Source organism: Synechococcus sp. W60.1, from assembly GCF_047461575.1.
GTDB lineage: Bacteria > Cyanobacteriota > Cyanobacteriia > Thermostichales > Thermostichaceae > Thermostichus.
Genome location: NZ_JANSHL010000002.1, coordinates 210901 through 236170, shown reverse-complemented (window position 1 = coordinate 236170; position 25270 = coordinate 210901). Strand labels below are relative to the sequence as shown.

Genomic DNA, 25270 nt, shown 5'->3' with positions numbered 1-25270 from the left:
ACATGAATATCGAACAGCCGCCCTTGCCTGCCTGTGTCAGCTCTGCTAAATACTGAACACCCCCCACAGTTCCTTTAGTTGAAGAGAGGGTCACCATCTTGGGTAGCAGGAGCTAGCCGCAATGATTCCCACCGTCAAAGACGTTTGTCAAATTCATCCTATGGCCTTGAACTACGCCATAGTTGAGCAAATTGAAAATCTGTCGAATGTTATCGAGCATACAGCAGAGGATGCCCGGGCATTCTTCGCCAAAAACCACATTACCCGCGGGATGGATCTGTTGCTGCGTCAGGGGCTCAAACGGCTGGCAGGTCGCTCCGACCAAGCGGTGTTTGAACTCAAACAGGCGATGGGGGGTGGTAAAACCCACTCCATGATTGCCCTAGGGTTGCTGGCGCGGGATGCCGCTTTGCGTGCCGAGGTTGTGCCAAACATCACTCAAGATGCTCCTTTTGCCGACGCTAAACTGGTTGCCATCAATGGACGCCTCAAGTTCGAGCAACGGTTTATTTGGGGAGAGATTGCCCGGCAACTGGGGAAAGAAGAGGCTTTTGTCAAATTTTGGCAGCACGGAGCAGATGCCCCCAGTGAGCAGGATTGGATTGATTTAATTGGAGATGAACCCACCCTCATTCTATTGGACGAGCTGCCGCCCTACTTCGACTACGCCATTACCCGCATGGTGGGCGGAGGTACATTGGCGCAAGTGACAACCTACGCCCTATCGAACCTGCTGAGTGCCGCCTTGAAGTTAAAGCGCTGCTGCATTGTCATTTCCAACCTATCCGGCAGCTACGAAGGAGCCTCACGGGAACTGCAAAAAGCAATCGGTAACTTCGCTCAAGAAACCAACCGCCAAGCGCGATCCATCACACCGGTAGACCTGGGCACATCGGAAATTTACGACATTCTCCGCAAGCGGCTATTTAGCTCCCTGCCCGATGTACAAACCATTGATGCAGTTGCTTCTGCCTACGCAAAAGTGCTGGGAGATGCAGCCAGAGCCAAATCAATTGCCAAAACTGCCGAACAAATTGCCGCCGAAATTCATGCTTCTTACCCTTTCCATCCTTCGGTTAAGCACATCATTGCCCTATTTAAGGAAAACGAAAGCTACCGTCAAACTCGCGGCTTGATGCAGTTTGTTTCAAAAATAATCCAGTCGGTATGGGAGCGTCCCAGCAACGATGTCTACCTGATCGGTTGCCAGCATCTGAACCTCAACATCCCAGATGTGCGGGAAGAGATCAACAAAATCAGCAATCTACAGGGAGCGATTGCCCACGATATTGCGGCCAATGGCACTGCTGTCGCTGAACTGGTGGATCAAAAACTGGGCCATGATGCTGCCAGTCAGATTGCTGCCCTGCTGTTGACTGCCTCTCTGTCTGAATCAGTCGATGCCGTGAAAGGCTTTACCGAGGGGCAATTTTTGGAATACCTAGTAGCTCCTCAGCGGAATGTCAGCGAATTTCAGGATGCTTTTCAAGCGTTCCGTGCCAACGCCTGGTACCTGCACCGCAAAGAAAACGATGCTTGGTACTTTTCCAACATCGAGAACCTGCGTAAGCGCATTGATAGCCGTGCCCGCAACGCTCCCCAGCCGAAAATTGATGCGGAAATGAAGCGGCGGCTGGAAGAAATTTTCCGACCCCAACGGCGGATTGCCTATCAAGAGGTGCAAGCCCTGCCCAAAATTGATGAGATTCGCCTCAATGGCCCGCGGGTGTGCCTGGTACTCAGCCCAGACAGCAAAACACCCCCAGAAGAGGCCCAGCAGTTTTGGGAAAGTGTTCCCGAGAAGAACAACTTTTGTGTGGTTACCGGAGATGGCTCCAATCTGGCCAGCCTAGAAGACAAAACCCGTCGTTTGTGGGCCGTTGCCCGAGTACTGGAAGAAACCGGTGGAGACAAATCCCCCCACAAAGCAGAACTGGAGGAAGAGGCCGAACAAGCCGCCTACGACTTTAACGCCACTGTGGTCAGCCTGTTCAATCGGGTCTATTACCCCATCAAGGGCAAACTGACTCCTACCAAGCTCTCCATGACCTTTACGGGCAATACCTTCCATGCTGAAGAGCAGATCGAAAAAGCCCTATCCGATGTCGGTGCATCCAAGCTGTATGTCGATGTGGAAGCCAATGCCGAGGCGTTGCTGTCGCGAGCAGAAGACCTGTTGTGGCCGGCAGGGGGAGAGCGGCGTATCCCTTGGCGAGACGTGGTTTCCCGCACCATCACCAACGAGCGCTGGCCCTGGTTGCCCCCCAAAGGAATGGATACCCTGCGGCAGATAGCCGTCAGCCAAGGTCGCTGGCGGTACACCGAAGATGGATACATCGAAAAGGGGCCCTTTCCGCCCCCCCGCACATCCGTAGCCATCACCCAGCGAGAATACGATGACCGCACCGGTACGGCTACCTTGGAAATTCTGCCTCGAGATGCGGGCAAAAATGGCCGTGTTCACTACAGCTACACGCCCAATGTGGATGCCAACAGCCCTGTGGTGCCCGATACGATCTGGACAACCGATGCCACTGCCCTGTGGTTTGTCGCCATTGACCCGGATGGCCGGCACGAGACAGGGGATGTCTATGCTTGGAAGAATACGCTGACCCTCACCCACCAGCCTCGTATTGGCGGCGGCAAGCGCACCGTAGAGCTAACCGTGAAACCCCGTGGTCAAATTCGCTGGAACACCACGGGCATTAACCCACGGGAAGGCACCCTCTACACTGGCCCCATCGAACTAGAGGGATCAGAAGCCGTTACCATCTATGCCTACGCCGAAGATCAAGGGGTGAGCACCACTCGCAACTTCACGATCCCGGCGCTCGACCAAAAAGGGCCGGTGATTGACAAAAACAAACCGGCTAAGCTGCACAAGCGCCTCAACCTGCAAGGAAATAAGGCGAGTTATACGGCCATCAATCAGAGCAAGGCTTTGGGTGTGCGACTGGCAGGTGGGATCTCCCTAACCGTGGGGGAAGGGAACCGAGCCATCACCACCCGGTTTGGAAGCGATATGGTGGTAAAAGCGGAAGACATTGAGCAGTTTATTGCGATAGCACGTCAGGCTTTGGGCAATGAGACGGCAGAGGTGAGTCTGCGCTTGGACGACCTACACTTTAGCAGCGGCCACGATTTGGAAGTCTTTTTGCATCGGTTGGAAATCAATCCTGAGCCGGGAGAGGTAGAGCAGTGAGCGATAAAAAATGGGAGACGGTGGGGTTCGGCTGTCCCAAAACCGTTGATCCCCACCACTTTGTGGTCGAAATACCTGCCGGCAGAACCGCTCCTGTGCTGATTTACGAAGTCTATGGCATCAAGGCGGGCATCAACGGACAGCCGGACATTGCGGAGCGCTGTGTTCTCAGCCGGTCTATCTGGAGCCAGATTGCTGAGGATCTCAAACAAGAGTTTAATGACCGCCTGCGGGCGAAAAAAATGAATCCGAGCCGTTGGACAACTGGCCGCAACCTCGTAGAACGTCTGCTGGGGAAGGAATTGCTGGTGCTGGCTTGGGCAGTAGAACGGGCCAAACCGGAGGCGATCCCCAATGCCATTCGCAACTGGAGAGGGCTGCGTCCAGAAGAGCGCTGGTGGCTTTACACCATGACAGCAGCGGCGACAGGGGGTGTCGATCACGGGAATATCGGTTGGCGCAAAGCCCTGCGCTATGCCCTCACAGAAAATCCCCTGACGGAACTGAGTGTGCCCACTCCGGTCAAGCGCCCATACCAGCCAGCTTGTTCCGATAGCTTGCGTAGCGAAGCCGTAGAAGCCGATCAACTCAGCCTGTTATCCTGCTTGCAAGAAGATCCCTCGCCCTTTTGGGATAGTGAAGCAACCATTGGCACGACAAAGCTAAGAGATTAAGTTATACTAGATAAAACCGCCTATTTGGGAGAATGCAAATGATGACAGAACTGCTGGAGAAAGCGATTAGCAAGTTAAAAGCTCTACCCACAGAGGAGCAAAATGCAATTGCCAGCCTGATTCTTGATGAGCTAGAAGACGATCAGCGATGGGAAGAATCCTTTGCTTCTTCAGCGGATATGTTAGCAAAACTCGGTGCCGAGGCAATAGCCGAGTATCAAGCAGGCAAGACGGAAGAATTAAACCCCGAAACACTGTGAAATCTCGCACCACTGCCCAGTTTCGCAAGTTGTTTAACGCTCTTCCAGAGTCCATTCCAGATTTGGACAAGCTAGACTTACAAAGGACGCTAATCCCGATCAAAAGTCAATATAATCCGCTTCTCTTGTGCAGCTCTAGCCAAGACCTCGAAATCTTTAGTACCTGGAGCTTCCTCTGAGAGCGACGCCACATCTAAGCCAGCATCTCGCAATAGACAGATACTTAAGCGTGGAAAATTTTCATTGACGAGAAATTGCATCAACTGACTTTATCTGAAAAACTGTAGAAGTTCATTTCACGCATACATTCTTGGATATAGCTAAACATAGCCCTAAGTGCTTCTGGAGTCAGCGTAGGGTAGTTTTCCAAAATCTGCTTTTCCGTCCAGCCTGCCGAAAATAGCCCCAAAATAAATTCCACCGATAGGCGACTTCCTCTGAAAACTGGCTTACCCAGGAGAATATCGGGATCCGAATGAATATAGTCTTCCCAGTTCACGGCTTAGGGCCCTAAGAGCTACCATGATCGATGGTATCGCCGGAGATCTCCCTTGTCCATCATCCCCCTTGCTTGGAAAGATAAGCCGAGTTTGATCGAGCGGCTCTTGCCTGCCCAAAAAATCAGCGCCGAAGCCCAAAAGGAACGCAAAGCTGGGGCTGGCCAAACCCTCACGGCGTTGGGGAGCTACTGGAAAGGGCGCAAACCCCTGATCCTTGCCAAAGCCTGTGTGTTGGGGGCATTGCTACCTGCCACAGATAACCCCGAAGGCGATCTGGAAGTGTTTGAGTTGCTGATGGGCATTGCTGACAGCAGTTTGGAACGCCGTCTGAAATCGCAACGGGATAAACCCAAATTGGCACAAGGCTCTTACCTCGAAAAACTGGAACTCTGCAAACGCCCAGAAGAATGCGACGATGCCACCCTCTACGGCCCCATTTGGGATCGGGTGAACCAACATTTGGGGACAAATGCCCACAGCTTTCCGGAATTGGTGGAACAACTGGGGATTTTGCGGTTTGGGCATCGCCCACGAGTAGGGGATACCTTTTGCGGGAGCGGTCAAATCCCCTTTGAGGCGGCAAGGCTGGGATGCGATGTCTATGCCAGCGACCTCAATCCCATTGCCTGTATGCTCACTTGGGGAGCGCTGAATATCGTGGGAGCCGATGAAGCCACCCGTCGGGAAATTGAAGCAGCCCAAAAAGCAGTGGCTGAGGCGGTGGATCGGGAAATTACTGCTCTAGGCATTGAGCATGATGAGCACGGCAACCGCGCCAAAGCCTATTTGTATTGCCTGGAAACTCGTTGCCCTCACACGGGCTGGATGGTGCCAATGGCTCCCAGTTGGGTGATTAGCAAAACCCGCAATGTGGTAGCCAAGTTGATCCCCAATCCCGAACACAAGCGCTTTGAGATTGAAATTGTATCCGGGGTCAGCGAAGCGGAAATGAAAGCCGCTGCCAAGGGCACCGTTCAGGATGGCGATTTGGTTTACGTTCTGGATGGAGAAGAGTACCGCACGCCTATTAAAACCATCCGAGGCGATTACCGCCTTCCCGATGGCACCACCGGCAATAAACTGCGCCGTTGGGAAAAGCACGATTTTATGCCTCGCCCCGACGATATTTTTCAGGAACGGCTGTATTGCATTCAGTGGATCACCGCCGAAACATTGGGCAAGAGCCGTCAAGAAACCTTTTTTGCCAGCGTCACCCCCGCCGACCTAGAACGAGAGCGCAAAGTAGAGCAAATCGTTAGAGAAAACCTCGCCGCTTGGCAAGAAGCTGGTTTAGTACCCGATATGCCGATTGAACCTGGAGAAAAAACCGATGAGCTAATTCGCACGCGGGGCTGGACTTATTGGCATCATTTGTTTAGTCCAAGACAATTGTTTATACTTTCTAGGATGTCAAATCGATTAAAGAAAGTTTCCACTCTTTCAGTAGATCTTTGTAAGATATTAGATTACTCATCTAAGTTGTGTCGATGGACTCCTGGAAGTCCAGGAAGACCTGGTGTTGCCCTGACTGCTGAAAAAGTTGCCCAAGTATTTTACAATCAAGCGCTTAACACTTTTTTCTCTTATGCCGAGAGAAGTTCTTGCGAGATTAGTGCTTATGTATCCAGATACGACCGTCGATATTCCCATCTAACCGGAATTTCTACTGTTCAATGTACAGATGCCCGGGAACATAAAATAAGTTGTGACTGTGGAGTTACCGATCCCCCTTATGCCGATGCAATTCATTACCACGAAATCACCGAGTTTTTTATTGCGTGGTTGCGAAAGAATCCACCCAAAGAATTTGCCCATTGGGTGTGGGATAGTCGCAGAGCTTTAGCCATTCAGGGCAAGGGGGAAAAGTTCCGTCAGGATATGATTGCTGCCTACACTGCCTTAGCAAAGCATATGCCCGACAACGGCTTGCAAATTGTGATGTTCACCCATCAGGATGCCGAAGTGTGGTCGGATATGGCCAGCATCATGTGGGGGGCGGGCTTGCAAGTTACAGCCGCTTGGTACATTGCCACCGAAACCACTTCTGAACTCAAAAAGGGCGGTTATGTGCAAGGCACGGTGTTGCTGGTGGCGCGTAAGCGGTTGCAAGATACTTCTGCCTATCGGGATGAGCTGGTGGAAGAGGTGCGGCAAGAAGTTGCCCATCAGATTGAAACCATGGTGGGGCTAAATCAAAGCACCCAAGGCAAGGGGCGCACCGAAAACCTGTTTGAAGATGCCGATTTGCAAATGGCAGGTTATGCGGCAGCGTTGCGGGTATTGACGGGCTACCGGCGCATTGATGGACAGGATATGGTGGCAGCAGCCCTGCGCCCCCGACCCAAAGGCGAAAGAGATATCGTTCGGGAAATTATTGATTATGCCGTGCAGGTTGCCAATGAGCATCTTGTACCTGAAGGCATCGCGCAGGGGGTGTGGGAGGGGTGCTGTGGTGCAGAGCGCTTTTATCTGAAAATGATGGAACTGGAAGCGGTAGGGCTGAAGAAGCTGGACAACTACCAGAACTTTGCCAAGGCATTTCGAGTTGGCGACTATGGCGAATTGATGGCCTCTCAGCAGCCCAACAATGCCCGACTCAAAAATGCTCTAGACTTCAAGAAGAGCAGCTTTGAGGGCGAATTTGGCCGCTCAGCACTGCGAGCCGTTTTGTTTGCTCTCTACGAACTGCAGAAAGAGGCGGATAGCGATGAGGTGATGGAATACCTGCGGTCTTTGGTGCCCAACTACCACATGCGCCGGGATGATTTGGTGGCTTTTTGTCAATACATTGCCCGCAAGCGAGAACACCGCTATCCAGAAGAGTCCTCAGCCGCCGGGATCTTGCTCGCCCTTATCAGAAATGAACGCTTGGGTTGAAGAAGAAGTTATAGGATTAACTCACTCACAAGTTGTATTGTCAGGGCTTCCTTCAAGCTCAGCATCTGAGTTAAAGTATTTCTCAACAATCGACTTTATTTGGTTAACATAAGCTATAGCCTTGTCCGCATTTTTTTGTTTGTAGTATTCCAAGGGGACAATATCTACAGCTCCATAAAAAGCCAACTCCCTATCTTTGCGCATCTCAAATGATATGTTTTCCAGCAAGGCTATTTCCTCGTCAGAAAGCTCTGGGAACCGTTCTCTATTTTCTGCTACTTGGCCACCAGGGTCATGGGTTTTGCCGTAGTTTATTCCCTTAATGATTAGGCAAGCTTTGATGAATAACTCAATAATTTCTTGGCACATCCGAACTACATCAGCGTAATCGCCAACCTCATAGAAGAATGACAACGCTTGGATGCGATAATTAGCCCTTTGATAGTAGTCTTTTGCTAATTTCTTTCTCATCGTTATTCACCCAATAGGGGATCCCCCGGCATACTTTATACGTAATTAAACTGTCACAGATGAGTTGATTGACTATATCCCTGATCTGCGTGATGCAGTTCTGCTTTTCATAGATGATGTGGTGGTTGGTAGCCACTTCATAAGTCAAGCTGGCTGGCCTGCATAGCTCTGTGGGCTTTAGCAAGATAAAGTTTATCTCCAAGCCAAGAAGTTTTTCTAGATCCCTGCAGGTAGGAAGCAGTAAGTCATCTCTGCTTCTGCAATCGGGTATATTCTCTGCAATTACTAATAAATCGAGGTCAGAGCCGTGAACCCATGAATTATTGGCGCGGGATCCATAGACAACAATAGCCCACAGATCCGAGCCAAAGACGGATTGAATTTTCTCTTGAATAAGCCGCGCTTGTGCTTCGGATATTCCTATGCTGCGCTTCTCTCTGCCCTGAAAGCCTGCAGACTCTTGTACGGTTGACATGGCTACCTTGCGCTGATCAGCTTATTCTGCAAAGACGCTGCTTGCGCCTTCGGCTGCTCATTTTAAGGCTAGAGTATTGTTACAATTTTACCCCAGCCCGCCATGTCCAGCACTTCTTTCCTACGCCGTTTCAGTTCCCGCCAGCAGCGGCTCAGCCATGTCTTTCTCAAAGATCGCCTGGCAAAGGCACGCACCTACAAGCGCATTGCTGGGTACTTTCGCTCTTCTATTTTTGAATTGGTGACTGAAGAGATTACACACATCGAGCAGGTGCAGATCGTCTGTAACAGCGACTTGGATCCCTGGGATATTGCCATCGGCAAAGCTTCCCGCCAGGCCAGAGAAATGGCGCTCAAAGAAAAATGGAACGAAGAGAAAGGAGAATTGATCACCAGTCTATTACAGCGCCCCCGCTACCGTCAACTTTACGAAATCCTCAAAAGCGGCAAAGTGGAAGTGCGAGTGGTGTCAGCCGCAGATGCCCCCTTTCTCCACGGCAAAGCAGGTGTTATTGAGGCAAGAGATGGCACCAAATCTGCTTTTATCGGCAGCCTCAACGAAACGCGGCAGGGATGGCAAGAGCATTACGAAATTGTCTGGGAAGACCAGTCGCCAGAAGGGGTTGCTTGGGTCGAAGCGGAGTTTCAGTACCTGTGGGAACGGAGTGTTCCTCTGCCAGAAGCGATTGTGGAAGAGGTGGGGCGATTATCTCGCAAGGTAGAGGTATTTCTTCAAGACTTGCAACCTGTCGATGTTCCTGGAGCCGCATTGGTGGAAGCCCCTCTCTATCGCCGGGGTGAGGTTCTCAAACCATGGCAGCAGTCGTTTGTGGAAATGTTCCTGGAACACCGAGAGCTGTATGGTGCAGTGCGACTCATTCTGGCAGATGAAGTGGGGCTGGGTAAAACCTTGTCTTTGGCGGTTGCGGCGATGGTGGCGTGCCTTTTGGAAGATGGGCCAGCCTTAATTCTTTGTCCGGCTACCCTCTGCCAGCAGTGGCAAGTGGAACTCAAAGATAAACTGGGCATTCCCTCTGCTGTGTGGCTCTCCAACCGCAAGGTATGGCAAGATGCCAATGGGCACATCATCAAAACCAAGGGTGCTGAAGGTATTGGCCGTTGCCCCTATCAAATTGGTATTGTTTCTACGGGTCTCATCTTTCACAATGCCCCCGAAGCCCAATGCCTTTTGGAACGACGCTTTGGCACGATTGTCCTGGATGAGGCCCACCGCGCCCGCTGTACCCGTGGTGTCACGGTAAGGGATCCCAAACCCAACAATCTCTTGGACTTTATGGGCAAGGCGGCCACGCAGTCCAAGCACGTCCTTTTGGGCACAGCCACCCCCATCCAAACCCATGTTGAGGAACTGTGGGATCTGCTGGGAGTGCTCAACAGCGGTGCCGAGCATGTGTTGGGACGACGGCATCAGCAGTTGTGGCAGCAGACGCAAAGGATCCTGCCCATCTTGACAGGACAACAAGCAGTGACCGACGAGCATTTTGCCTGGAATTTGCTCCGCAATCCTCTGCCGCCATCTGTTGAGGATCCCTTGTTTGACCACATCCGCAGCGATCTGAAGCTCTTCAAAGGTCAACACTTCACAGATAAGCCCCTGACGGAATTGGAGGACTTCACCCGCCAAGAACTGCGAGATGCCCTGGAAGAGCGCCAACAGGGGCTGACTTTTTTCCAGCGACACAACCCAATTCTGCGCCATACCGTATTGCGAAAACGCTCTACCTTGGAAGAATTGGGCTTGCTTGAGCGGATTGCCGTCGATATTTGGCCGAGCGAGGGAGAGCAATTGCCCATGTTCTGTGGGCTGGGTTTGCTCACTTCTCCCGAATTTGATGTGGCCTATGAAGCTGCCCAAGATTTTGCTAGGGCTTTGAGACAGCGTACCCAATCCGCTGGGTTTATGAAAAGCATCATGCAAAGCCGGATCTGCTCCAGTATTGCCAGCGGCCTATCTACGGCTCAGAAACTACTGGAAAAGCGGCGTTTTTTTGAGGAGGACGGAGAAGAAGATTGGCTGTTAGACAACCTTCCAGAGATTTTAGAGGCAGAATATGCCCATTTGGAGCGCATTGTTAGCGTCTTGAGCCAAAAGAGCACGGATCCCAAACTCGATGCCGTCCTCTATTTCCTACAGGAACGACACTGGCTGGACTTGGGATGCATCATTTTCAGCCAGTATTTTGATACCGCCCATTGGGTGGCCAACAACCTGAGCCAACGTCTGCCTCAAGAAAGTGTGGCTCTCTATGCAGGCGCCCACAAGTCGGGTTTGTTTTTTGCCGGAGAATGGCGGAGCGCAGAGCGGGAAGATATCAAGAGAGCCGTGCGAGAGCGTACCATTCGGCTGGTGGTGGCCACCGATGCTGCTTGTGAAGGTCTGAATCTCCAAACTTTGGGCACGCTGATCAACATTGATCTCCCTTGGAATCCTTCCCGCCTAGAGCAGCGCATCGGGCGGATCAAGCGCTTTGGTCAGACCCGCGACCGTGTGGACATGCTCAACCTGGTGTACCACGGTACCCACGACGAAAAGGTATACGAGGTGCTTTCTCAGCGGATGAAAGATCGCTACGACTTGTTCGGTTCTTTGCCCGATACTATCGAAGATGAGTGGATTGAGAATATCGAAACTCTGGAGGCCAAATTGCAGGAGTTTACAGAGCGCAAGAAACAGGCCAACGCTTTTGAGCTGCGCTACGCAAGCACAGTTGAACCCAAAGGCCCAAGATAGGAGACCTGCGAAAAGGTGTTGTCCCGTCGGGATATTGTGGAACGTCTTTCAGAAGGGTGGTAGCCATATATCAGCCAATTCGATATGCTTCTGCCAATGGGCTGGAAAAAGTTGCCTCTGACCACGAGTTAATACGGGCGGAAGTGCCTTGACCATGCTAGGCTCCAGCCCGAAAAATCTGCTCAGCCGTGAGGTTTAATTCAGGGAAAACTTTAGAGCGAATCCGGTCATTGCCCCGAAATAATTGCGCCTGATATTCCTCATTGACCAGTTGGAAAACCGAGATTGTGGGAACCTTCGGCTCGCCAATGTACCGACGACCCCCCAACGCTTGGTAGTCAACGATCCAGTATTCGGCAATACCTAACGTCTCGTAGTCACTCAGCTTATGCCAGTAGTCATCTCGCCAGTTGTTGCTGGTAATTTCAATGACAAGAGGAATAGAGGTTCCGTGGATGAGCGTCGAGGATTTCTGCCACAGGGGTTCTCTGGCCAAGGCGGTACGGTCAATCACCACCCCATCAGGAGTGTAGGCAGTATCGCCTTCCGGCGCCTTGATCAAGGTGTCCCGACCTAGAAAATAGTTGAGGTTGCACCTGCGGATTTCTAATGCCAATTCGATGGCAAGAAAACCACTGATTTCATCATGTTTCCCTGTGGGTTGCATCTCAACCGCAACTCCGTTGTGTAGTTCGTATCGTCTGTTAGGTTTCCACTCCAGAAACTCAGCAAAAGTCATTGGCTTAGAAGAAACAGCATAGGTAGCAGTCATAGTTTTTCCTCCCTTGAATGAGTTAAAACGCCCTAGATACTTCTGCAAACATTGTCGCCCATCTCATCCTTTAATAGTCTTTTATGGCATAGCCGTGTAACCCTAGCCAGAGCCGGATATAGATATCTAGCAGAATCACTTCAGGCATTCCCAACTTGCCTCATCTACGTTTCAAGTGGGGGAGTAGGTTCTTGTCAGGAGCGTGTTGCATTTGAATCTTGCTCTAATTCAATATCACCGTAAATGTCTGCCAGGGAAAAAGTGATGTTGACAGATGGCAGCGTAACAACATCATCCAGGGCATGGTAGTCCCTGAAGATCCACTCGACATTTCCCTGGCAGCGGTAGTGTTCTACACTGATTCGAGCTTGGTCAATTAGCAGATACTCCTGTAAAGTTGGGAGAGAGCGATAGGCAGCAAACTTCGCTCCTCTATCGTAGCTTTCGGTGGCAGGCGAGAGCACTTCCACAATTAAGATAGGGTTAGTGACAGTATCCTTGCGCCCTTCTTTAAGCTGAACTGGGTTTTGGATCACCATACCATCGGGATAGACATATTGTTCGAAGGCAGGTATGTAAAGTCTGAGATCACTAGAAAAAACGGAAAAACCCTTGCCTCTTAGCTTAAGCCAAAGTAGGGCATTGACACTGGTAATCAGTTGGCTATGAATGGGTGTGCCGCCAGTTATCTCAATAATTTCCCCATTGCGAAATTCACGGCGGATCCCGCCTGTGGCCTCTGATTCAGCTTCCAGGGCAAAGTATTCCTCTGAAGTGTGGGTTTTACGGGGGGCGAGGGCAGTGGTCATGGCATCTCCTCAGGCAGCGGCAGAATGGATCAAGCGGTCAGCCGGGTGTCGAGAAGCTCGACGCGGTGGCCTTCGGGTTCTCTCGGTCGCAAGTGCAGCCAACCTCTCTGTATCCTTCGTCGGCCTCTCCATGATGAGAGGTATCCTGCGATTCTGGGGTAAAGACCGGTGGTGGGGAGCCGACGCTTTTGTTATCCTGTCGCATAAGCTCCCCCCTGGGATCGCGAGGGAAAGTGGGCCAACCTTGCCTGACGCTAGATTAGATGCCAGCACAGGCCACATGATGTCGTGTCAGCAGGACTTGGTTCTCATTGGCAGGCTTGGAGAGAGGACGTGACCTGATGTTTACTTGGCTCTGGACGAAACAATTTTCTCGCTTGAATCAGAGGCTACAGAGCCTGGAGGTAGCCCGCGAGGAAAACCTTCTGTCTCCCGATCTGAGCGCCCAAACTCTGCAGGTGGCCCCCGACTTTTGGGAACGGCAGCACCAAGCCTTTGTCTATGTGGATAAGCAAATGCGAAGGCTCAGCCGTCGCAGCAAGATTTGGGGAGGAATGGCGCTGCTGGCCATTCTGGCAGATGCGGCTTTGATAGTGGCAGGTCTGGCAGCGTTCCAGTCTTGGCAGCAGGTGCAGGCGGATCGCCAATTAACTCGCATTGCCCAACAGGTTGCGGCTGTCGATCCTGTGCAGCAAGCTTTTGATGATCTGGTGGCTCAATTGCCCCAGATGAGCGGGGCAGAGCGATCTCGTGCCCTAGAGGCGTTGCAGGCTCTCTCGGCCATCTCGATGGCCTATGGCGGCTACTCCTCCGACGGTTCTGCGGGCATTTCCATGTACAGCTCTGTTTTCCCAGCGGCAGCAACCCCTCTGGAGGCTCAACTGCAAACCATCTACCAGTTGGGGCAAATGCGGGTGGTGGAGGCGGTGCCGGCTTTGCTGACCAAGCTTGCGGACGATGAGCCGGTGGTGCGGGAGGCGGCGGCCCGTGCCCTCGGCCAAATTGGGGATCCGCGCGCCTTGGGTCCCTTGCACGATCTTCTGGCCTATGAGCCCAATGAGTTGGTTCAAGATGCCGCTATTGCTTCGATTGCCCAACTGCTGCGCTGAAGAGAGGGTTAGATGGGGGTGGGAGTTGAGGCACTGGGGATGAGTATCGGCAAAATGAGCAGGCTGGGCAAACTGCTGGGGGTGATTTGTTGGGTGTGGGGATCCGCTCTGCCCGTTTGGGCGCAGGATCCCTTCCGCAGCGGGGACAATGCCCGCCCCATCAGGCCGGAGGTGGCGGCAGCTTTTGAAGAGTTCTTCTGTGCAGGCCGCTACAGCCAGAGCCGGGAAAAACTGGAAATGGCCAAGAAGGCCTCCCCCGAAGAGCCGATGGTCTATGCCCTGTTGGCGGCGCTGGCTTATCAGGAGGGAGACCTGGAAGCATTTGCCCAGTTGGCCACTCAAACCCGACAGGTGGCCGCCGAGTTGAAAAAGACGGATCCCCTGCGGGGCAACCTTTATGAGGGCGTGGGCTATGGGCTGGAGGCAGCCAACATAGTGGTGCGAGATGGGGTGGTCATCGGTTTGCCCAAAGCTCTGCCCACCCTCAATCAATTGTTTGCTTCCATTCGGGCCGCCCAAGCAGTGGACAGCAGCGATCCGGAGCTCAATCTGCTCAACGGCTACATGGATTTGCTGCTGACCTACCGGGAGAAGGCTCTAAATCAGTTTCGGATGGCAGCGCCTGACTATCTGTCCTACCGCGGCCAAGCTCTGGCCTACCGGGATATGCAGCGCTTTGACGAGGCGCTGGAGGCGGTGGATCGAGCCATTGCTGCTTCTTGCAGCAACCCCGAGCTTTACTACCTCAAGGCGCAAATTCTGGTTTCCAAAGGGCAAGACCGAGAGGCCGTCCCCCTTTTCGATCAGGCCCTGCAAGCTTCCGCCCAACTGCCCCAACCTTTGGTGGAGCAAATCCAGATGGAGCGGGATCGCGCCGCCCAGCGCAGTGGGTTGACCGGCCAGTTGCCGGCCACGCCTAGCCCCTGAAGGGATCCCATGAGCCTGCGCATCAGCGGCAAACGAGCGCTGCAAACTCCCGCTGGCTTGGGCACCCGACCCACACCTGGCCGGGTGAGGCAGGCCTTGTTCAACATCTTGCAAGGGCAGGTGGAAGGCTGTCGCTGGCTGGATCTGTGCTGTGGGGCCGGTACGGTGGGAGCAGAAGCTCTGTGTCAGGGGGCCGCTTTTGTGGCCGGGATCGAGATTGCCGCCCCTGCCTGCCGCATCATCCGAGCCAACTGGGCCAAGGTGGCGCAGCCGGGGCAATCTTTCCAGGTCATTCAGGGGGATGCCCGCAAGCTGCTCAGCCGAGGGCTGGGTTTGGATCCCTTTGACTACGTCTATTTTGCCCCCCCCTACGCGGCGGGTCTGTATGCCCCTCTGCTGCCCCTGATCCCACCCCTGCTGAAGCCAGGCGGAACCTTGATCGTCGAGCATCGCAGCGGCCAGAAGCTACCAGACCAGGTGGGATCCCTGCTGCGCTTTGACCAACGAACCTATGGGCAAACGGCCCTCGCCTTCTATCGCCATCTGGAAGAGCAGCTCTAGCTGGGGAAGGGAGTGCTGACGAAGCCGATTTCCAAGAGCTGCTGATAGGCTTGGGTGCCCAGCTCGCGGGTTGGGCCCTGGCTGTTGATGACCTGGATCAGCCAGCCCACAGCCTCTTCCGGTCGCCCGGCGGCGCGATAGACCACGGCCAAATCGTAGGCGGCTTGATCCCGGGCTTGGGCGGCAACACGGGCCAGCTCCCGCTGTTCTTCGGAGATGCGGTTTTGGATCCCGGCGAAGGCGCGGGAGAGATCTTGGTGGTAGTTGGAGCGCTGGTTGTAGGCGTTGAACACCTGCTGCAGCAGCTCGACAGCCTGGTCGTAGTTTTGCGCTTGGATGGCGGCATTGGCTTCGGCGGCCAGTTGTTCGGCTCGCAATGCGCTGAGGGCGCTGCTGGGCTGCTCTAGGGCGCGAAACTGCTGCGGATTGGGAATAAGCTGTTGCCCGGTGGGGAGCTGCTGAGCAGTGGCCCAGAAGGTGGAGCCCATGCCCAGGACAAGGCCGAGCAGTACGCCGAAAACCAACCGCGCCCAAGAACGGCGCAGAAGGCTGAGCCCCTGTGCGATGGCGTCCTGGCGACAGCCTTGGGAAGCAACAGTAGGACGTCGTCCAATCATGTGCGGGTAACCCCCAAAACCTTTTTTGACCCGTTCCACTCTACCCTACTCCTCGTGCCTTTGCTGCAGCTCAGGGATCCTTTTGGAGCGAGGCTGGGAGGAGATGGGCTTCTTGAGCTTGGGCGGAGAAGAGCTGGGCGAGTTGGGTGGCTCTGGAGGCTTTTCCGGCAGCAGCGGTAGGTTGAGAATCAGCTCATACATGCGCAGGTATTCCAGCGCTGAGCGGTGCCAACTGAAATCGCTGGCCATGCCCCGCTTCTGCAGCGCTTGCCAAGTTTCTTTGTGCTGGAAGGCTTCCCAAGCCCGCGCCAGACAGGTGTAGAAGTCCAGGGCTTCGTAGCGGTCAAAGCAGTAGCCGGTGCCGATCCCCTTGCTGGGGATGTGGTGGCTGACGGTATCCACCAGCCCCCCCGTGCGGCGGACAATGGGCACACACCCATAGCGCATGGCGATCATCTGGCTGATGCCGCAGGGCTCAAAGCGGCTGGGCATCAAAAACGCATCTGCCCCCCCGTAGATCAACTGGGCCAGCTTGGGTTGGTAGCCTTTTTGGTAGGCCATTTTGCCCGGGTGCCGCTCGGCCATCTCCCGGATCCGCCCTTCGTAGTAGGCTTCGCCGCTGCCTCCCAGCAAAACGAATTGCGCGTCGCTGTAGTCCAGGAAGCGATCCAGGGCTTGGATGAGCAAGTCGATCCCTTTTTGCTCCACCAAACGGGCCACCATGCCCATCAGAAAGGTATCTGGGTTGACGGTCAAGCCCAACTTGGCCTGTAGCGTGGCTTTGTTGGCCGCCCGCCCGCTGAGATCATCGATGCTGAAATTGGCTTCTAGGTCTGGGTCGGTGCGGGGATCAAATCTGTCGATGTCGATCCCATTCAAAATTCCTCGCAACCGTTCCCCTTTCCAGGCCAACAAGTCCTGCAGTCCTTCCCCATGTAGAGGGGTGCGAATCTCCATCGCGTAGGTGGGCGAGACGGTGTTCACTTGGTCGGCGTAGAGGATCCCGGCAGCCATGGTGTTGTGGGCAGAAAAATACCAGGGCAGCCAGGTCATGCGCTCCAGTTGCCAGCGCCAGGGCCCTTGGTAGGCCAGGTTGTGGATGGTGAACACCGTGCCAATATCGGGAGCTTGGTGCATCCAGGCCGGGATCATGCCGGTGTGCCAATCGTGGCAGTGGATGATGTTGGGTTTCCAGGGGTAGTAAGTCCAGGCAAATTCGGCTACGGCGTTGGCAAAAAAGGTGAAGCGCCAGAACTCGTCCTCGCCGTAGTAGATGCGGTGGGGAGCAAAGCAGTAGTGGCTGACCAAGTAGAGGGGCACATCGGTGCCGGGCAAAACGCTTTCGTAAATATCGGCCACCTGACCCATGACCTGTTTAGACCAGATGGGATCTTTCGAGCGGGGGTATTGCCCTGGTTCCTGGCCGAACTTGTCCCAGAGAAAGCCATACAGAGGCATGATGATGCGGACATCCTGCCCCAGCTTGCGCAAAACGACAGGCAGGGATCCCACCACATCCGCCATGCCCCCCACCTTGGCCAGAGGTGCTGCCTCTGCCGCTGCGAACAAAATCCTGGCTTGAACCACGCTGCCCTCCCTGGTGTTGTGGGCTCTACTCCACCGCCGCGAACGGATCCCGGCTCAGTTGCCCTCAGCCAAAACCCTTCCCATCCTAAAACACAAGGGATCCCTGCGCCGGATGAGCTGATGCAGCGCCTCATCTTGAGGTTATGTTGCAACTTATTGATTTTTCGTAAGATGGAAGGACAGTGCTGCTCAGAACTGTTGTGGGCGCTGCTGTATTGCACTTTATTCGTCGTCATTGTTCTGGAGAGACGTCCTATGACCATAGCGGTAGGGCGCGTGCGTCAGGAGCGAGGATGGTTCGACATCGTCGATGACTGGCTCAAGCGTGACAGATTCGTGTTTATCGGCTGGTCCGGGCTGCTGCTGTTCCCCTGCGCTTACCTAGCCCTGGGCGGCTGGCTCACCGGCACCACCTTTGTAACTTCCTGGTACACCCACGGGTTGGCCAGCTCCTACCTGGAAGGGTGCAACTTTTTGACCGTAGCCGTCTCCACCCCCGCCGACAGCATGGGGCACAGCCTGCTGCTGCTGTGGGGCCCCGAAGCCCAGGGGGACTTCACCCGCTGGTGCCAGATTGGGGGGCTGTGGACCTTTGTGGCCCTGCACGGAGCGCTGGGGCTGATTGGCTTTATGCTGCGGCAATTTGAGATTGCCCGGCTGGTGGGGGTGCGGCCCTACAACGCCATTGCGTTTAGCGCGCCGATAGCGGTGTTTGTGAGCGTGTTTTTGATTTACCCGCTGGGGCAGAGCAGCTGGTTTTTTGCGCCCAGCTTTGGGGTGGCGGGGATTTTCCGCTTTTTGCTGTTTTTCCAGGGGTTCCACAACTGGACGCTGAACCCGTTCCACATGATGGGGGTGGCTGGCGTTTTGGGTGGAGCGCTGCTGTGTGCCATTCACGGGGCGACGGTGGAGAACACCCTGTTTCAGGATGGGGATGCGGCCAGCACCTTTCGGGCTTTTGAGCCGACGCAGTCGGAGGAGACCTACTCGATGGTGACGGCGAACCGGTACTGGAGCCAGATTTTTGGGATAGCGTTTTCCAACAAGCGGTGGCTGCACTTTTTCATGTTGTTTGTGCCGGTGACGGGTTTGTGGATGTCGAGCATTGGGGTAGTGGGGTTGGCGCTGAACCTGCGGGCGTATGACTTTATCAGTCAGGAGGTGCGGGCAGCGGAAGACCCTGAGTTTGAGACGTTTTACACGAAGAACATTTTGCTGAACGAGGGGATTCGGGCGTGGATGGCGCCGCAGGACCAGCCCCATGAGCGCTTTGAGTTCCCTGAAGAAGTCCTCCCCCGCGGCAACGCGCTCTAAAGGAAGCTACCCTGGCTGCGTCAGGGATCCGCTCCCGGCGAATCTTAAGTAATCCACTTGAGTATTGAAGAGTTCAGGGATCCCCCAAGGGATCCCTTTTTGTTTTTTGTAATGGGCATGAGGTGGCTAGGAAGGGATCCCATCTCGCAAGCGGGCGCGAATGGCTTGCCAGATCTGTTCAACCAACTGGGGCGGGCTAGTTTCTGACCGGATGGGCACCCGCACATCGGCTTGGGCGTAGAACGGCTCTCGCTCTTGCATCAGCTTGTACAGGGTAGCTTGGGGGTCGGGGGTTTGCAGCAGAGGGCGTTGGCCGGGATCCCGCTTGAGCCGCTGCCAAATCAGCTCGGGGGTCGCATCCAGCCAAACGGTGAGGCCATGGTGCAAGTAGCTCCAATTTTTGGGGCGCAACACAATGCCGCCGCCTGTGGCGATCACCAACCGGGTGTAGCTGCTCAACTGGGCCAACACCTGCGTCTCCAGATCCCGGAAGTAGGCTTCCCCATGCTCGGCGAAGATCTGAGCGATGGAAGAACCCCCCACCTGCTCCACCAGACCATCGGTGTCGAAAAATTGAAAGCGCAACTGGGCTGCCAGCTCCGATCCCACGGTGGATTTGCCGCTGCCCATCATCCCAATGAGATAAACATTTACGCCGCGCAGGCGCTCAACTTCCTCGGGGTGGATCATGGGAAAGGTACCTAGATATAGCCATGCTCGGCCAGAAACTCCAGAGAAACGCTGCTCTCGGGGGGCAGCAAGCCCAGCAATTTTTCCACATACTTGCCCAAAATATCCGCCTCTATGTTGACGGGATCCCCAACTTGGAGCTGAGAAAGGTTGGTCTCGCGGTAGGTTTGGGGGATCACAGCCACCTTGAACCAGCAGCCCCCTTGGCGCACCTCAGCAATGGTCAAGCTCACCCCATTCACCGCCACGCTGCCCTTGGGTACGATGTAACGCCCGATCTCTTCAGGAACCTTGAAGCTCAGCTCCCAGGCGTTGCCAGTGGCGGCTTGATCCCACAGTTGCCCCACCCCATCGATATGGCCGCTGACAAAATGCCCCCCTAACTTGTCTCCTACCCGCAGCGCCGGTTCCAGGTTGACTGTGCGCGGGCCGAGGGATCCCTGGCCCCAAGTCGAGCGCCGCAGGGTTTCCGGCGAAACATCGGCCAAAAATCCATCGGGCAGAATCTCCACCACCGTCAGGCAAAGGCCGTCCACCGCCACGCTATCTCCATAGGCCAACTGAGGTTGCAACCGGGGACAGGTAACCCGTAGCTGTGAAGAATTGATCAACTGGGCTGTGCCCAAACTTCGAACCAGACCCGTAAACATTGCTTTGGCTCCTTAGGTTTTGCCGGCTGCCTTTTTGGCTTTCTGTTTTTCTCGCTCTTTGGCTCGTTTTTCGGCAGCGATTCGCTCTTGTCGGGCTTTCTCTTTCTCTTCAGCGATCTTTTCTAGATAGTAGTGATAGTTGCCCTGGTAGGCGACCAACTCTCCGTTGCGAATCTCTACAATCTTGTTGGCCACTTTTGAGATAAAGTAGCGGTCGTGAGAAACAAGGATCACCGTGCCATCGTAATGCTGTAAAGCTTCTTCCAGCATCTCTTTGGCCGGGATATCTAAGTGGTTGGTGGGCTCATCCAAAATCAGTAGGTTGGCCGGCTGAAGTAGCATTTTCGCCAACGCCAAGCGGGCTTTTTCTCCTCCACTCAAAGCCGCTACCTTCTTAAAAAAGGCGTCGCCACTGAAGAGAAAGCGACCCAACAGCGTGCGCACTTCTTCTGACATCGACAGTCGGCCCAGACAGGTTATGATCTCTTGGGTTGATTTCTTGTCTAACACAAAATTTTCGTTAGTTCTGACAGGAAAGCTGATGGTGATGGGGATAAGCCTAGGGGGATATTATGCTTTCGCTTGATCCTCAAGGGGATTGGGGGATCCCTGAAACAGGGCAGGATGACCTGTTCTGCCTCCCTGAACCGACAGAGGATTTTGTCTGTGGGCAGGCGGCTGTTGGGCCAGAAGCCGCTTCACCTCTGCATTAAGCTGACTTTCGTTGAAGGGCTTGGTCAAGTAGGCGGTTGCCCCCGACCATTTGCCGCGGATGCGGGCCAGCAGACCATCGCGAGCGGTAACCATCAGGATGGGAAGGGACTTAAACTCTTCTAAGCTGCGCACAATGCGGCAAAGCTCTAGACCATCGATCCCCGGCATGGCGATATCCATCAACAACAGGTGGGGCCGATGCTGAAACAACAAAGGAAGCACCTCGGCGGGGTTGCCCGTTGTAATCACCTGATAGTTGGGCAAATACTGCCGTAGGATTTCCTGCATCACCACGCTGTCGTCCACCGCCAAGATGGTTATCGGGTTGTGGCGCTTGGTCTGCAGCAGCTCTTGGGGTGTTTGTAGGCTGACCAAACCTTTTTTCGCCCAGGAGGCAAAGAGATTGGCCACCTCCAGCCGATCCCGGCACAGCTTCTTGGCGATTGCTTCCAGCGACTGGCCATCTTTGGTGAGAGCGTGGAGCTTCTGTCGTTGCTCATCGGTGATGCGATAGCGGTTGACTCGCTCCCAATTGACCACCGGCACCGCCAGCATAGTTGGGATCGCCACCTTCAAATCTGCCCAGCGATCGTGGCGCCGGGCGGCTTCTTGCAGCAGCGGCTCCAACTCAAACCCGCCAATGGGGGCCTCTTGGGCGACCTGCTCCTGCACCTCAAAGTAACAGGTGCCTGCCCGTTCGAATAGGTAGCGGTCGAAATCGGTAAGCAGGTTGAGCCACAGGGCATCTTCCAGCTCCCCCGGCTTGAGCAGGCCCAATTGCGTGATAGCCTCCAGCAGCTCAGGTAAGGAATGGTCTTTCATCAAGCGCTCTTGCACCACCGAGATGGCCCGCTGTGGCCATTCCAAGTTGAGGCGAGGAATAAAGCGGGAGAGTCGTTTCAGCAGGATTTGCGTGTTGAGGGGTTGATCGGCAGAAAAAAACAGCCTGCCGTGGTAGTAGGTCAACACCCAGGGTTCCGCACCCTCAGAGGGATCCAGTCCCTTGAGGTGAATGTGCAGATATCCAGTGGTAAACCGCCAACCTTGCTGCCTGAGCAGTGGCGCAAGTTCCTCCGAGCCGAACACAAAACGGGACATGCAGCGTTCTCCGGGCCAACTTCTTCAGGCCAAATGAGCAGCGATTCACCTCAGCCACACGCTCAAACCGTCGAAAGGAGAGCTTCAGAGAGCTCACTTATTTTAACAACTGGCTGATCTTAGCTTTCCCGGCCATTCCTTTACAGCAAGGGAATACCGCTTTGCCAACCAGGATATACACCCATGCAATCCCATATGCAGTGCCTTGAAGGATTACCATTGCAAGGCTAGGGTCCGGCTATGGCTCTATCTTTCTAAATTGAGAGCCTGCCGTTGGGCTTGTAGCAATTCTTGGATCCCGGCTTGGGCCATCTCCAACATTTGTAGCAGTTGCGGGCGACTGAAGCAGGCGGCTTCGGCAGTGCCCTGGATCTCGATGAAGGATCCCTGCTCGTTCATAACAATGTTCATGTCCACCTCGGCTTGGCTGTCTTCCTCATAGCACAGATCCACAAGTACCTCTCCCTGCACAATTCCTACTGAAAGGGCCGCCACCTGCTGCCGCAGCGGGGATCCCTGGGCCGGATCCAGCGCCCCCTGTTTGTACAGCCAAGTGATGGCGTCGTGCAGAGCCACATAGCCCCCTGTGATCGCGGCGGTGCGCGTTCCGCCATCGGCCTGCAGCACATCGGCATCGACGGTGATGGTACGGGATCCCAGCTTGCGAAAATCCAAGGCGGCGCGCAGACTGCGCCCGATGAGCCGTTGAATCTCGGCAGTACGGCCCGATAGTTTCAACATTTCCCGCGGCTGTCGTTGTTGCGTGGCTCCGGGCAACATGCGGTACTCAGCCGTCAGCCAGCCTTGGCCGGTGTTCTGCAGAAAAGGGGGAACTTCTTCGGCCACACTGGCGGTGCAAAGGACATGGGTATGGCCGAACTTGACCAACACCGAGCCAGGGGCATAGCGGGTAAAGTGGCGCTCAAAAGAAACCGGGCGCAATTGAGCAGCGGTGCGATTATCTGGGCGTTGCCAGCTCATGGACAGTTCAAAAAGGGATCCCTCGCATTGTCAACCATGTCTGCCCAATGCGGCTCAGGACTTGGAATCTTTGCAGAACATGACTGGGGCGACGGCTGCGGACGGAATTGGTCTGGGAAGGCAAGGACGACAAGTGTAGCAACCGCCGCAAATTGGATATTGCCGGGTATGCCACCTCTACGCGGAAGAAAGTGAAGCACTTGTGAGCAGCAAAACTTCTAGCGGCTGATCTCAACCCTCAGCTGCCCTACTTACCTACTTATTCCCTGCTTGTCCAAGAAAATCTAAAAAAATGCACCAGCGCACGCTGGCGCAAGAGGGTCAACTTTTACCGGTCAGACATCGACCTAGACAAGGGCAGGGATCCGAGATCCTCCCAAGGCCTCCACCAATGCCCGCACTTGAGCCACCATGGCCACTTCATCCTGGAGCCGGCTGACAGCTTTGCCCACCCCTACACCTGAAGCGCCGGCAGCAATGGCCAAGCGCACTGTTACCGTCGAGAGGCCGGAAGCGCAGATAACCGGTACCGAGACGACACGGCTAATTTCATAGGCGGCGGCCAGGGTGGGGGCAGCCTTCTCGATCAGGCCCAGGGATCCCCCGTGAACCGGCTCGGCACTGGTGCTGCCCTCGGTTTGGATGAGATCGGCTCCCAGATCCTCCAGTTTCTCGGCCAATTCTGCCTGTTGATTCAGAGGCAGAGTGTGGGGAACGGTTACCGACAAGAGCGTGCGGGGCAGAAGAGAGCGGGTTCGGCGGGTAAGGTCTAGGACTTCCGCTGCGGAGAAGATGCGGCCTGAAGGGTAGAAGCTGTCGTAATTGCCGATCTCGGCCATGTCTGCTCCTGCCTGTACGGCTGCGGCCAACTGCTGCGGCTCCACCGCCGACACACAGATGGGCAGATCGATCTGGGCGCGTACCCGCTGCACCAATTCGGGGCTGGCAGCGATATCCACCCAAGTGGCCCCTCCCTGTTGGGCGGCGCGGGTGATGCTCAGAACCGACTGCAGGTCGAAGTTTTGTAGACCGCTGATGATCTTGAGGGCCCGACGTTGGGCCAGAGCGTCGAAAAGAGCAGCGTGAGAGGCAGTGGTCATAGGCTCGTCAGCTTGTGGAAAGGCAGTCTAAGAGGAGTGAAAACAAATGGCTGCTAAAACTGGGCTTGGGGAAGCCTTTGCTCAGTCTAGAGGGTTTGCCTCAATCCCACAAGGGATCCCTCTTTACCCCATCATCCCAGTCCTTTTGGCTCACCACAATTCTTCAATAGATTCAATAGAATAGGGATCCCTTCTTGCAAGCCATCATGTATCGCTCTCCCTTCCCCTTCCTGGGCCTGCCTGAGCCGGATCCGGAGATGGCCCAAGCAATTCTCCTGCCCGTCCCCTACGAGGCTACCACCTCCTATGGCAAAGGCACCGCCAAAGGCCCTCAGGCGCTGTTGCAGGCTTCTGCCTATGTGGAGATCTACGACGAGGTACGGGATCGCCAGCCAGCTCTTCACCCCGACTTCTCGGAAGAGATCTCCCGCTACTGGACGGCCCCCCCGGTGGAGTTGGAAGGTCTGGGATCTTCCGCCCAGGAGCTGGCTATGGCCGAAATCCAGCGTCGCGCTGCCGAGTGGGTGAGACCGGGGCGGTTCCTGCTTTCCATTGGTGGGGAGCACTCCATCAGCGGGCCCCTGATTGCTGCCCACCTGGCCCATTATCCGGAGCTGCACGTCCTGCAAATCGATGCCCACTGCGACCTGAGAGATAGCTACGAGGGATCCCGCTATTCCCATGCTTCTGCCATGGCCCGCGTGGTGGAGCAAGTGGGCAGCCGCCTCACCCAAGTGGGGATCCGCTCCATCTGCGCCGAAGACCGCCAAACCATTCGCGAGCGCCGTCTGCACACCTTTTTTGCCCACAGCTTGCACACCAAGCCAGCCCAGGAGTGGATCCCAGAGGTGATTGCCACCTTGGGCCCCCAGGTTTACCTGACGGTGGATGTGGATGGGCTGGATCCCGCTGTTGTGCCAGCCACCGGTACCCCCGAACCTGGCGGCTTGGGCTGGTGGGAGACGGTGGAGCTGATTCGGGCACTAGGACAGCAACGGCAAATCATCGGCGCCGATGTGGTCGAGCTGTCGGTCACGGGAGAACGGGAAACCGATCGCCGCAGCGCCTTCACGGTCGCCAAACTGGCCTATCAGATCTTGGCTGCGGCCTTGGGTTAAGCTCAAGAAGAGC

General features: G+C 54.9%; 23 protein-coding genes and 1 pseudogene. 10 read left to right on the top strand and 14 right to left on the bottom strand.

What is annotated here, in order from left to right; genetic code table 11:
* Positions 1–121 precede the first annotated feature (121 nt).
* The 3 genes from NW805_RS03185 to NW805_RS03175 are packed head-to-tail and all read left to right on the top strand — an operon-like array spanning position 122 to position 4136.
* Entirely contained in the window at positions 122–3202 is a 3081-nt protein-coding gene (locus NW805_RS03185) for an anti-phage-associated DUF499 domain-containing protein (RefSeq protein ID WP_414421610.1), read from the top strand.
* Positions 3199–3876 (top strand): anti-phage-associated DUF3780 domain-containing protein, encoded by a 678-nt coding sequence (locus NW805_RS03180; protein ID WP_083757646.1) that lies wholly within the window; start codon positions 3199–3201, stop codon positions 3874–3876. The genes NW805_RS03185 and NW805_RS03180 overlap by 4 nt, the downstream gene beginning before the upstream one ends.
* 38 nt (positions 3877–3914) lie before the next feature.
* Positions 3915–4136, top strand: coding sequence for a hypothetical protein (locus tag NW805_RS03175; RefSeq protein ID WP_011433323.1), 222 nt, complete (start codon positions 3915–3917; stop codon positions 4134–4136).
* Positions 4137–4225: 89 nt separating this feature from the next.
* Here NW805_RS03175 and NW805_RS03170 read toward each other — a convergent pair whose 3' ends face one another.
* The gene (locus tag NW805_RS03170; protein WP_187147225.1) at positions 4226–4396 is read right to left on the bottom strand and encodes a DUF5615 family PIN-like protein; all 171 of its coding nucleotides are present in this window, start codon (positions 4394–4396) and stop codon (positions 4226–4228) included.
* Positions 4396–4635 carry a DUF433 domain-containing protein gene (locus NW805_RS03165; RefSeq protein WP_011433325.1) on the bottom strand — a complete coding sequence of 80 codons (240 nt, stop codon included), beginning with the start codon at positions 4633–4635 and terminating at the stop codon, positions 4396–4398. Before NW805_RS03165 ends, NW805_RS03170 begins: the two co-directional genes overlap by 1 nt.
* A gap of 52 nt (positions 4636–4687) precedes the next feature.
* Here NW805_RS03165 and NW805_RS03160 point away from each other — a divergent pair, with 52 nt between their 5' ends.
* Positions 4688–7513, top strand: a complete 2826-nt coding sequence (locus NW805_RS03160) for an anti-phage-associated DUF1156 domain-containing protein (protein WP_414421609.1) — start codon at positions 4688–4690, stop codon at positions 7511–7513.
* A gap of 21 nt (positions 7514–7534) precedes the next feature.
* Here the strand turns inward: NW805_RS03160 and NW805_RS03155 are convergent, their stop codons facing one another.
* The gene (locus tag NW805_RS03155) at positions 7535–7984 is read right to left on the bottom strand and encodes a HEPN domain-containing protein (RefSeq protein WP_414384341.1); all 450 of its coding nucleotides are present in this window, start codon (positions 7982–7984) and stop codon (positions 7535–7537) included.
* A complete protein-coding gene (locus tag NW805_RS03150; protein WP_414357407.1) occupies positions 7944–8459 on the bottom strand; it encodes a nucleotidyltransferase domain-containing protein in 516 nt (171 codons plus the stop codon). The genes NW805_RS03155 and NW805_RS03150 overlap by 41 nt, the downstream gene beginning before the upstream one ends.
* Before the next feature lie 102 nt (positions 8460–8561).
* On the opposite strand from NW805_RS03150, the gene NW805_RS03145 reads away from it, so the two are divergent.
* On the top strand, positions 8562–11210 hold the full coding sequence (locus NW805_RS03145) for a phospholipase D-like domain-containing anti-phage protein (RefSeq protein WP_414421608.1): 2649 nt from the start codon (positions 8562–8564) through the stop codon (positions 11208–11210).
* 157 nt (positions 11211–11367) lie between these two features.
* Here the strand turns inward: NW805_RS03145 and NW805_RS03140 are convergent, their stop codons facing one another.
* Positions 11368–11982, bottom strand: a complete 615-nt coding sequence (locus NW805_RS03140) for a Uma2 family endonuclease (protein ID WP_414384344.1) — start codon at positions 11980–11982, stop codon at positions 11368–11370.
* 194 nt (positions 11983–12176) lie between these two features.
* Positions 12177–12791 (bottom strand): Uma2 family endonuclease, encoded by a 615-nt coding sequence (locus NW805_RS03135; protein ID WP_414384346.1) that lies wholly within the window; start codon positions 12789–12791, stop codon positions 12177–12179.
* 341 nt (positions 12792–13132) lie between these two features.
* On the opposite strand from NW805_RS03135, the gene NW805_RS03130 reads away from it, so the two are divergent.
* From NW805_RS03130 to rsmD, 3 genes are read left to right on the top strand one after another with little or no spacing between them, the layout of a single operon-like run.
* Entirely contained in the window at positions 13133–13900 is a 768-nt protein-coding gene (locus tag NW805_RS03130; protein ID WP_414421607.1) for a HEAT repeat domain-containing protein, read from the top strand.
* Positions 13901–13939: 39 nt separating this feature from the next.
* Positions 13940–14827, top strand: coding sequence for a Sll0314/Alr1548 family TPR repeat-containing protein (locus tag NW805_RS03125; protein WP_414421606.1), 888 nt, complete (start codon positions 13940–13942; stop codon positions 14825–14827).
* Between the two features lie 9 nt (positions 14828–14836).
* Positions 14837–15388 carry a 16S rRNA (guanine(966)-N(2))-methyltransferase RsmD gene (gene rsmD, locus NW805_RS03120; protein WP_414421605.1) on the top strand — a complete coding sequence of 184 codons (552 nt, stop codon included), beginning with the start codon at positions 14837–14839 and terminating at the stop codon, positions 15386–15388.
* Here the strand turns inward: rsmD and NW805_RS03115 are convergent.
* Entirely contained in the window at positions 15385–16005 is a 621-nt protein-coding gene (locus tag NW805_RS03115; protein ID WP_414350843.1) for a hypothetical protein, read from the bottom strand. The genes rsmD and NW805_RS03115 overlap by 4 nt on opposite strands.
* A gap of 45 nt (positions 16006–16050) precedes the next feature.
* Complete coding sequence (glgA, locus tag NW805_RS03110) at positions 16051–17592, bottom strand: glycogen synthase GlgA (RefSeq protein WP_414421604.1); 1542 nt, start codon at positions 17590–17592, stop codon at positions 16051–16053.
* A gap of 255 nt (positions 17593–17847) precedes the next feature.
* Here glgA and psbD point away from each other — a divergent pair, with 255 nt between their 5' ends.
* Positions 17848–18906, top strand: coding sequence for a photosystem II D2 protein (photosystem q(a) protein) (gene psbD / locus NW805_RS03105; protein WP_414332488.1), 1059 nt, complete (start codon positions 17848–17850; stop codon positions 18904–18906).
* A 126-nt stretch (positions 18907–19032) separates the two neighbouring features.
* On the opposite strand, the gene NW805_RS03100 is transcribed toward psbD, so the two are convergent.
* The 6 genes and pseudogenes from NW805_RS03100 to NW805_RS03075 all read right to left on the bottom strand — a co-directional run bounded on the left by NW805_RS03100 (position 19033) and on the right by NW805_RS03075 (position 24139).
* Entirely contained in the window at positions 19033–19596 is a 564-nt protein-coding gene (locus NW805_RS03100) for a shikimate kinase (protein ID WP_414421603.1), read from the bottom strand.
* 11 nt (positions 19597–19607) lie between these two features.
* Positions 19608–20246, bottom strand: coding sequence for a riboflavin synthase (locus NW805_RS03095; protein ID WP_414332173.1), 639 nt, complete (start codon positions 20244–20246; stop codon positions 19608–19610).
* A gap of 12 nt (positions 20247–20258) precedes the next feature.
* A pseudogene (locus tag NW805_RS03090) lies at positions 20259–20699 on the bottom strand (ATP-binding cassette domain-containing protein); the annotation flags it as partial.
* Positions 20700–20816: 117 nt separating this feature from the next.
* Positions 20817–22058 (bottom strand): response regulator, encoded by a 1242-nt coding sequence (locus NW805_RS03085; protein WP_414421602.1) that lies wholly within the window; start codon positions 22056–22058, stop codon positions 20817–20819.
* A 246-nt stretch (positions 22059–22304) separates the two neighbouring features.
* Entirely contained in the window at positions 22305–23039 is a 735-nt protein-coding gene (rph, locus tag NW805_RS03080) for a ribonuclease PH (RefSeq protein ID WP_011433341.1), read from the bottom strand.
* A 347-nt stretch (positions 23040–23386) separates the two neighbouring features.
* Positions 23387–24139 (bottom strand): DUF561 domain-containing protein, encoded by a 753-nt coding sequence (locus NW805_RS03075; RefSeq protein ID WP_011433343.1) that lies wholly within the window; start codon positions 24137–24139, stop codon positions 23387–23389.
* A 194-nt stretch (positions 24140–24333) separates the two neighbouring features.
* On the opposite strand from NW805_RS03075, the gene speB reads away from it, so the two are divergent.
* A complete protein-coding gene (gene speB / locus NW805_RS03070; RefSeq protein WP_414413650.1) occupies positions 24334–25257 on the top strand; it encodes an agmatinase in 924 nt (307 codons plus the stop codon).
* Positions 25258–25270: the final 13 nt, after the last annotated feature.

What these genes read in the sequence shown, in the direction of transcription:
- NW805_RS03185 (WP_414421610.1), top strand. Translation starts at nt 122, where the DNA reads ATGATTCCCACCGTCAAAGACGTTTGTCAAATTCATCCTATGGCCTTG.
- NW805_RS03175 (WP_011433323.1), top strand. Translation starts at nt 3,915, where the DNA reads ATGATGACAGAACTGCTGGAGAAAGCGATTAGCAAGTTAAAAGCTCTA.
- NW805_RS03170 (WP_187147225.1), bottom strand. Translation starts at nt 4,396, where the DNA reads ATGCAATTTCTCGTCAATGAAAATTTTCCACGCTTAAGTATCTGTCTA.
- NW805_RS03155 (WP_414384341.1), bottom strand. Translation starts at nt 7,984, where the DNA reads ATGAGAAAGAAATTAGCAAAAGACTACTATCAAAGGGCTAATTATCGC.
- NW805_RS03150 (WP_414357407.1), bottom strand. Translation starts at nt 8,459, where the DNA reads ATGTCAACCGTACAAGAGTCTGCAGGCTTTCAGGGCAGAGAGAAGCGC.
- NW805_RS03145 (WP_414421608.1), top strand. Translation starts at nt 8,562, where the DNA reads ATGTCCAGCACTTCTTTCCTACGCCGTTTCAGTTCCCGCCAGCAGCGG.
- NW805_RS03140 (WP_414384344.1), bottom strand. Translation starts at nt 11,982, where the DNA reads ATGACTGCTACCTATGCTGTTTCTTCTAAGCCAATGACTTTTGCTGAG.
- NW805_RS03135 (WP_414384346.1), bottom strand. Translation starts at nt 12,791, where the DNA reads ATGACCACTGCCCTCGCCCCCCGTAAAACCCACACTTCAGAGGAATAC.
- NW805_RS03130 (WP_414421607.1), top strand. Translation starts at nt 13,133, where the DNA reads ATGTTTACTTGGCTCTGGACGAAACAATTTTCTCGCTTGAATCAGAGG.
- NW805_RS03125 (WP_414421606.1), top strand. Translation starts at nt 13,940, where the DNA reads ATGAGTATCGGCAAAATGAGCAGGCTGGGCAAACTGCTGGGGGTGATT.
- rsmD (WP_414421605.1), top strand. Translation starts at nt 14,837, where the DNA reads ATGAGCCTGCGCATCAGCGGCAAACGAGCGCTGCAAACTCCCGCTGGC.
- NW805_RS03115 (WP_414350843.1), bottom strand. Translation starts at nt 16,005, where the DNA reads ATGATTGGACGACGTCCTACTGTTGCTTCCCAAGGCTGTCGCCAGGAC.
- psbD (WP_414332488.1), top strand. Translation starts at nt 17,848, where the DNA reads ATGACCATAGCGGTAGGGCGCGTGCGTCAGGAGCGAGGATGGTTCGAC.
- NW805_RS03100 (WP_414421603.1), bottom strand. Translation starts at nt 19,596, where the DNA reads ATGATCCACCCCGAGGAAGTTGAGCGCCTGCGCGGCGTAAATGTTTAT.
- NW805_RS03095 (WP_414332173.1), bottom strand. Translation starts at nt 20,246, where the DNA reads ATGTTTACGGGTCTGGTTCGAAGTTTGGGCACAGCCCAGTTGATCAAT.
- NW805_RS03085 (WP_414421602.1), bottom strand. Translation starts at nt 22,058, where the DNA reads ATGTCCCGTTTTGTGTTCGGCTCGGAGGAACTTGCGCCACTGCTCAGG.
- rph (WP_011433341.1), bottom strand. Translation starts at nt 23,039, where the DNA reads ATGAGCTGGCAACGCCCAGATAATCGCACCGCTGCTCAATTGCGCCCG.
- NW805_RS03075 (WP_011433343.1), bottom strand. Translation starts at nt 24,139, where the DNA reads ATGACCACTGCCTCTCACGCTGCTCTTTTCGACGCTCTGGCCCAACGT.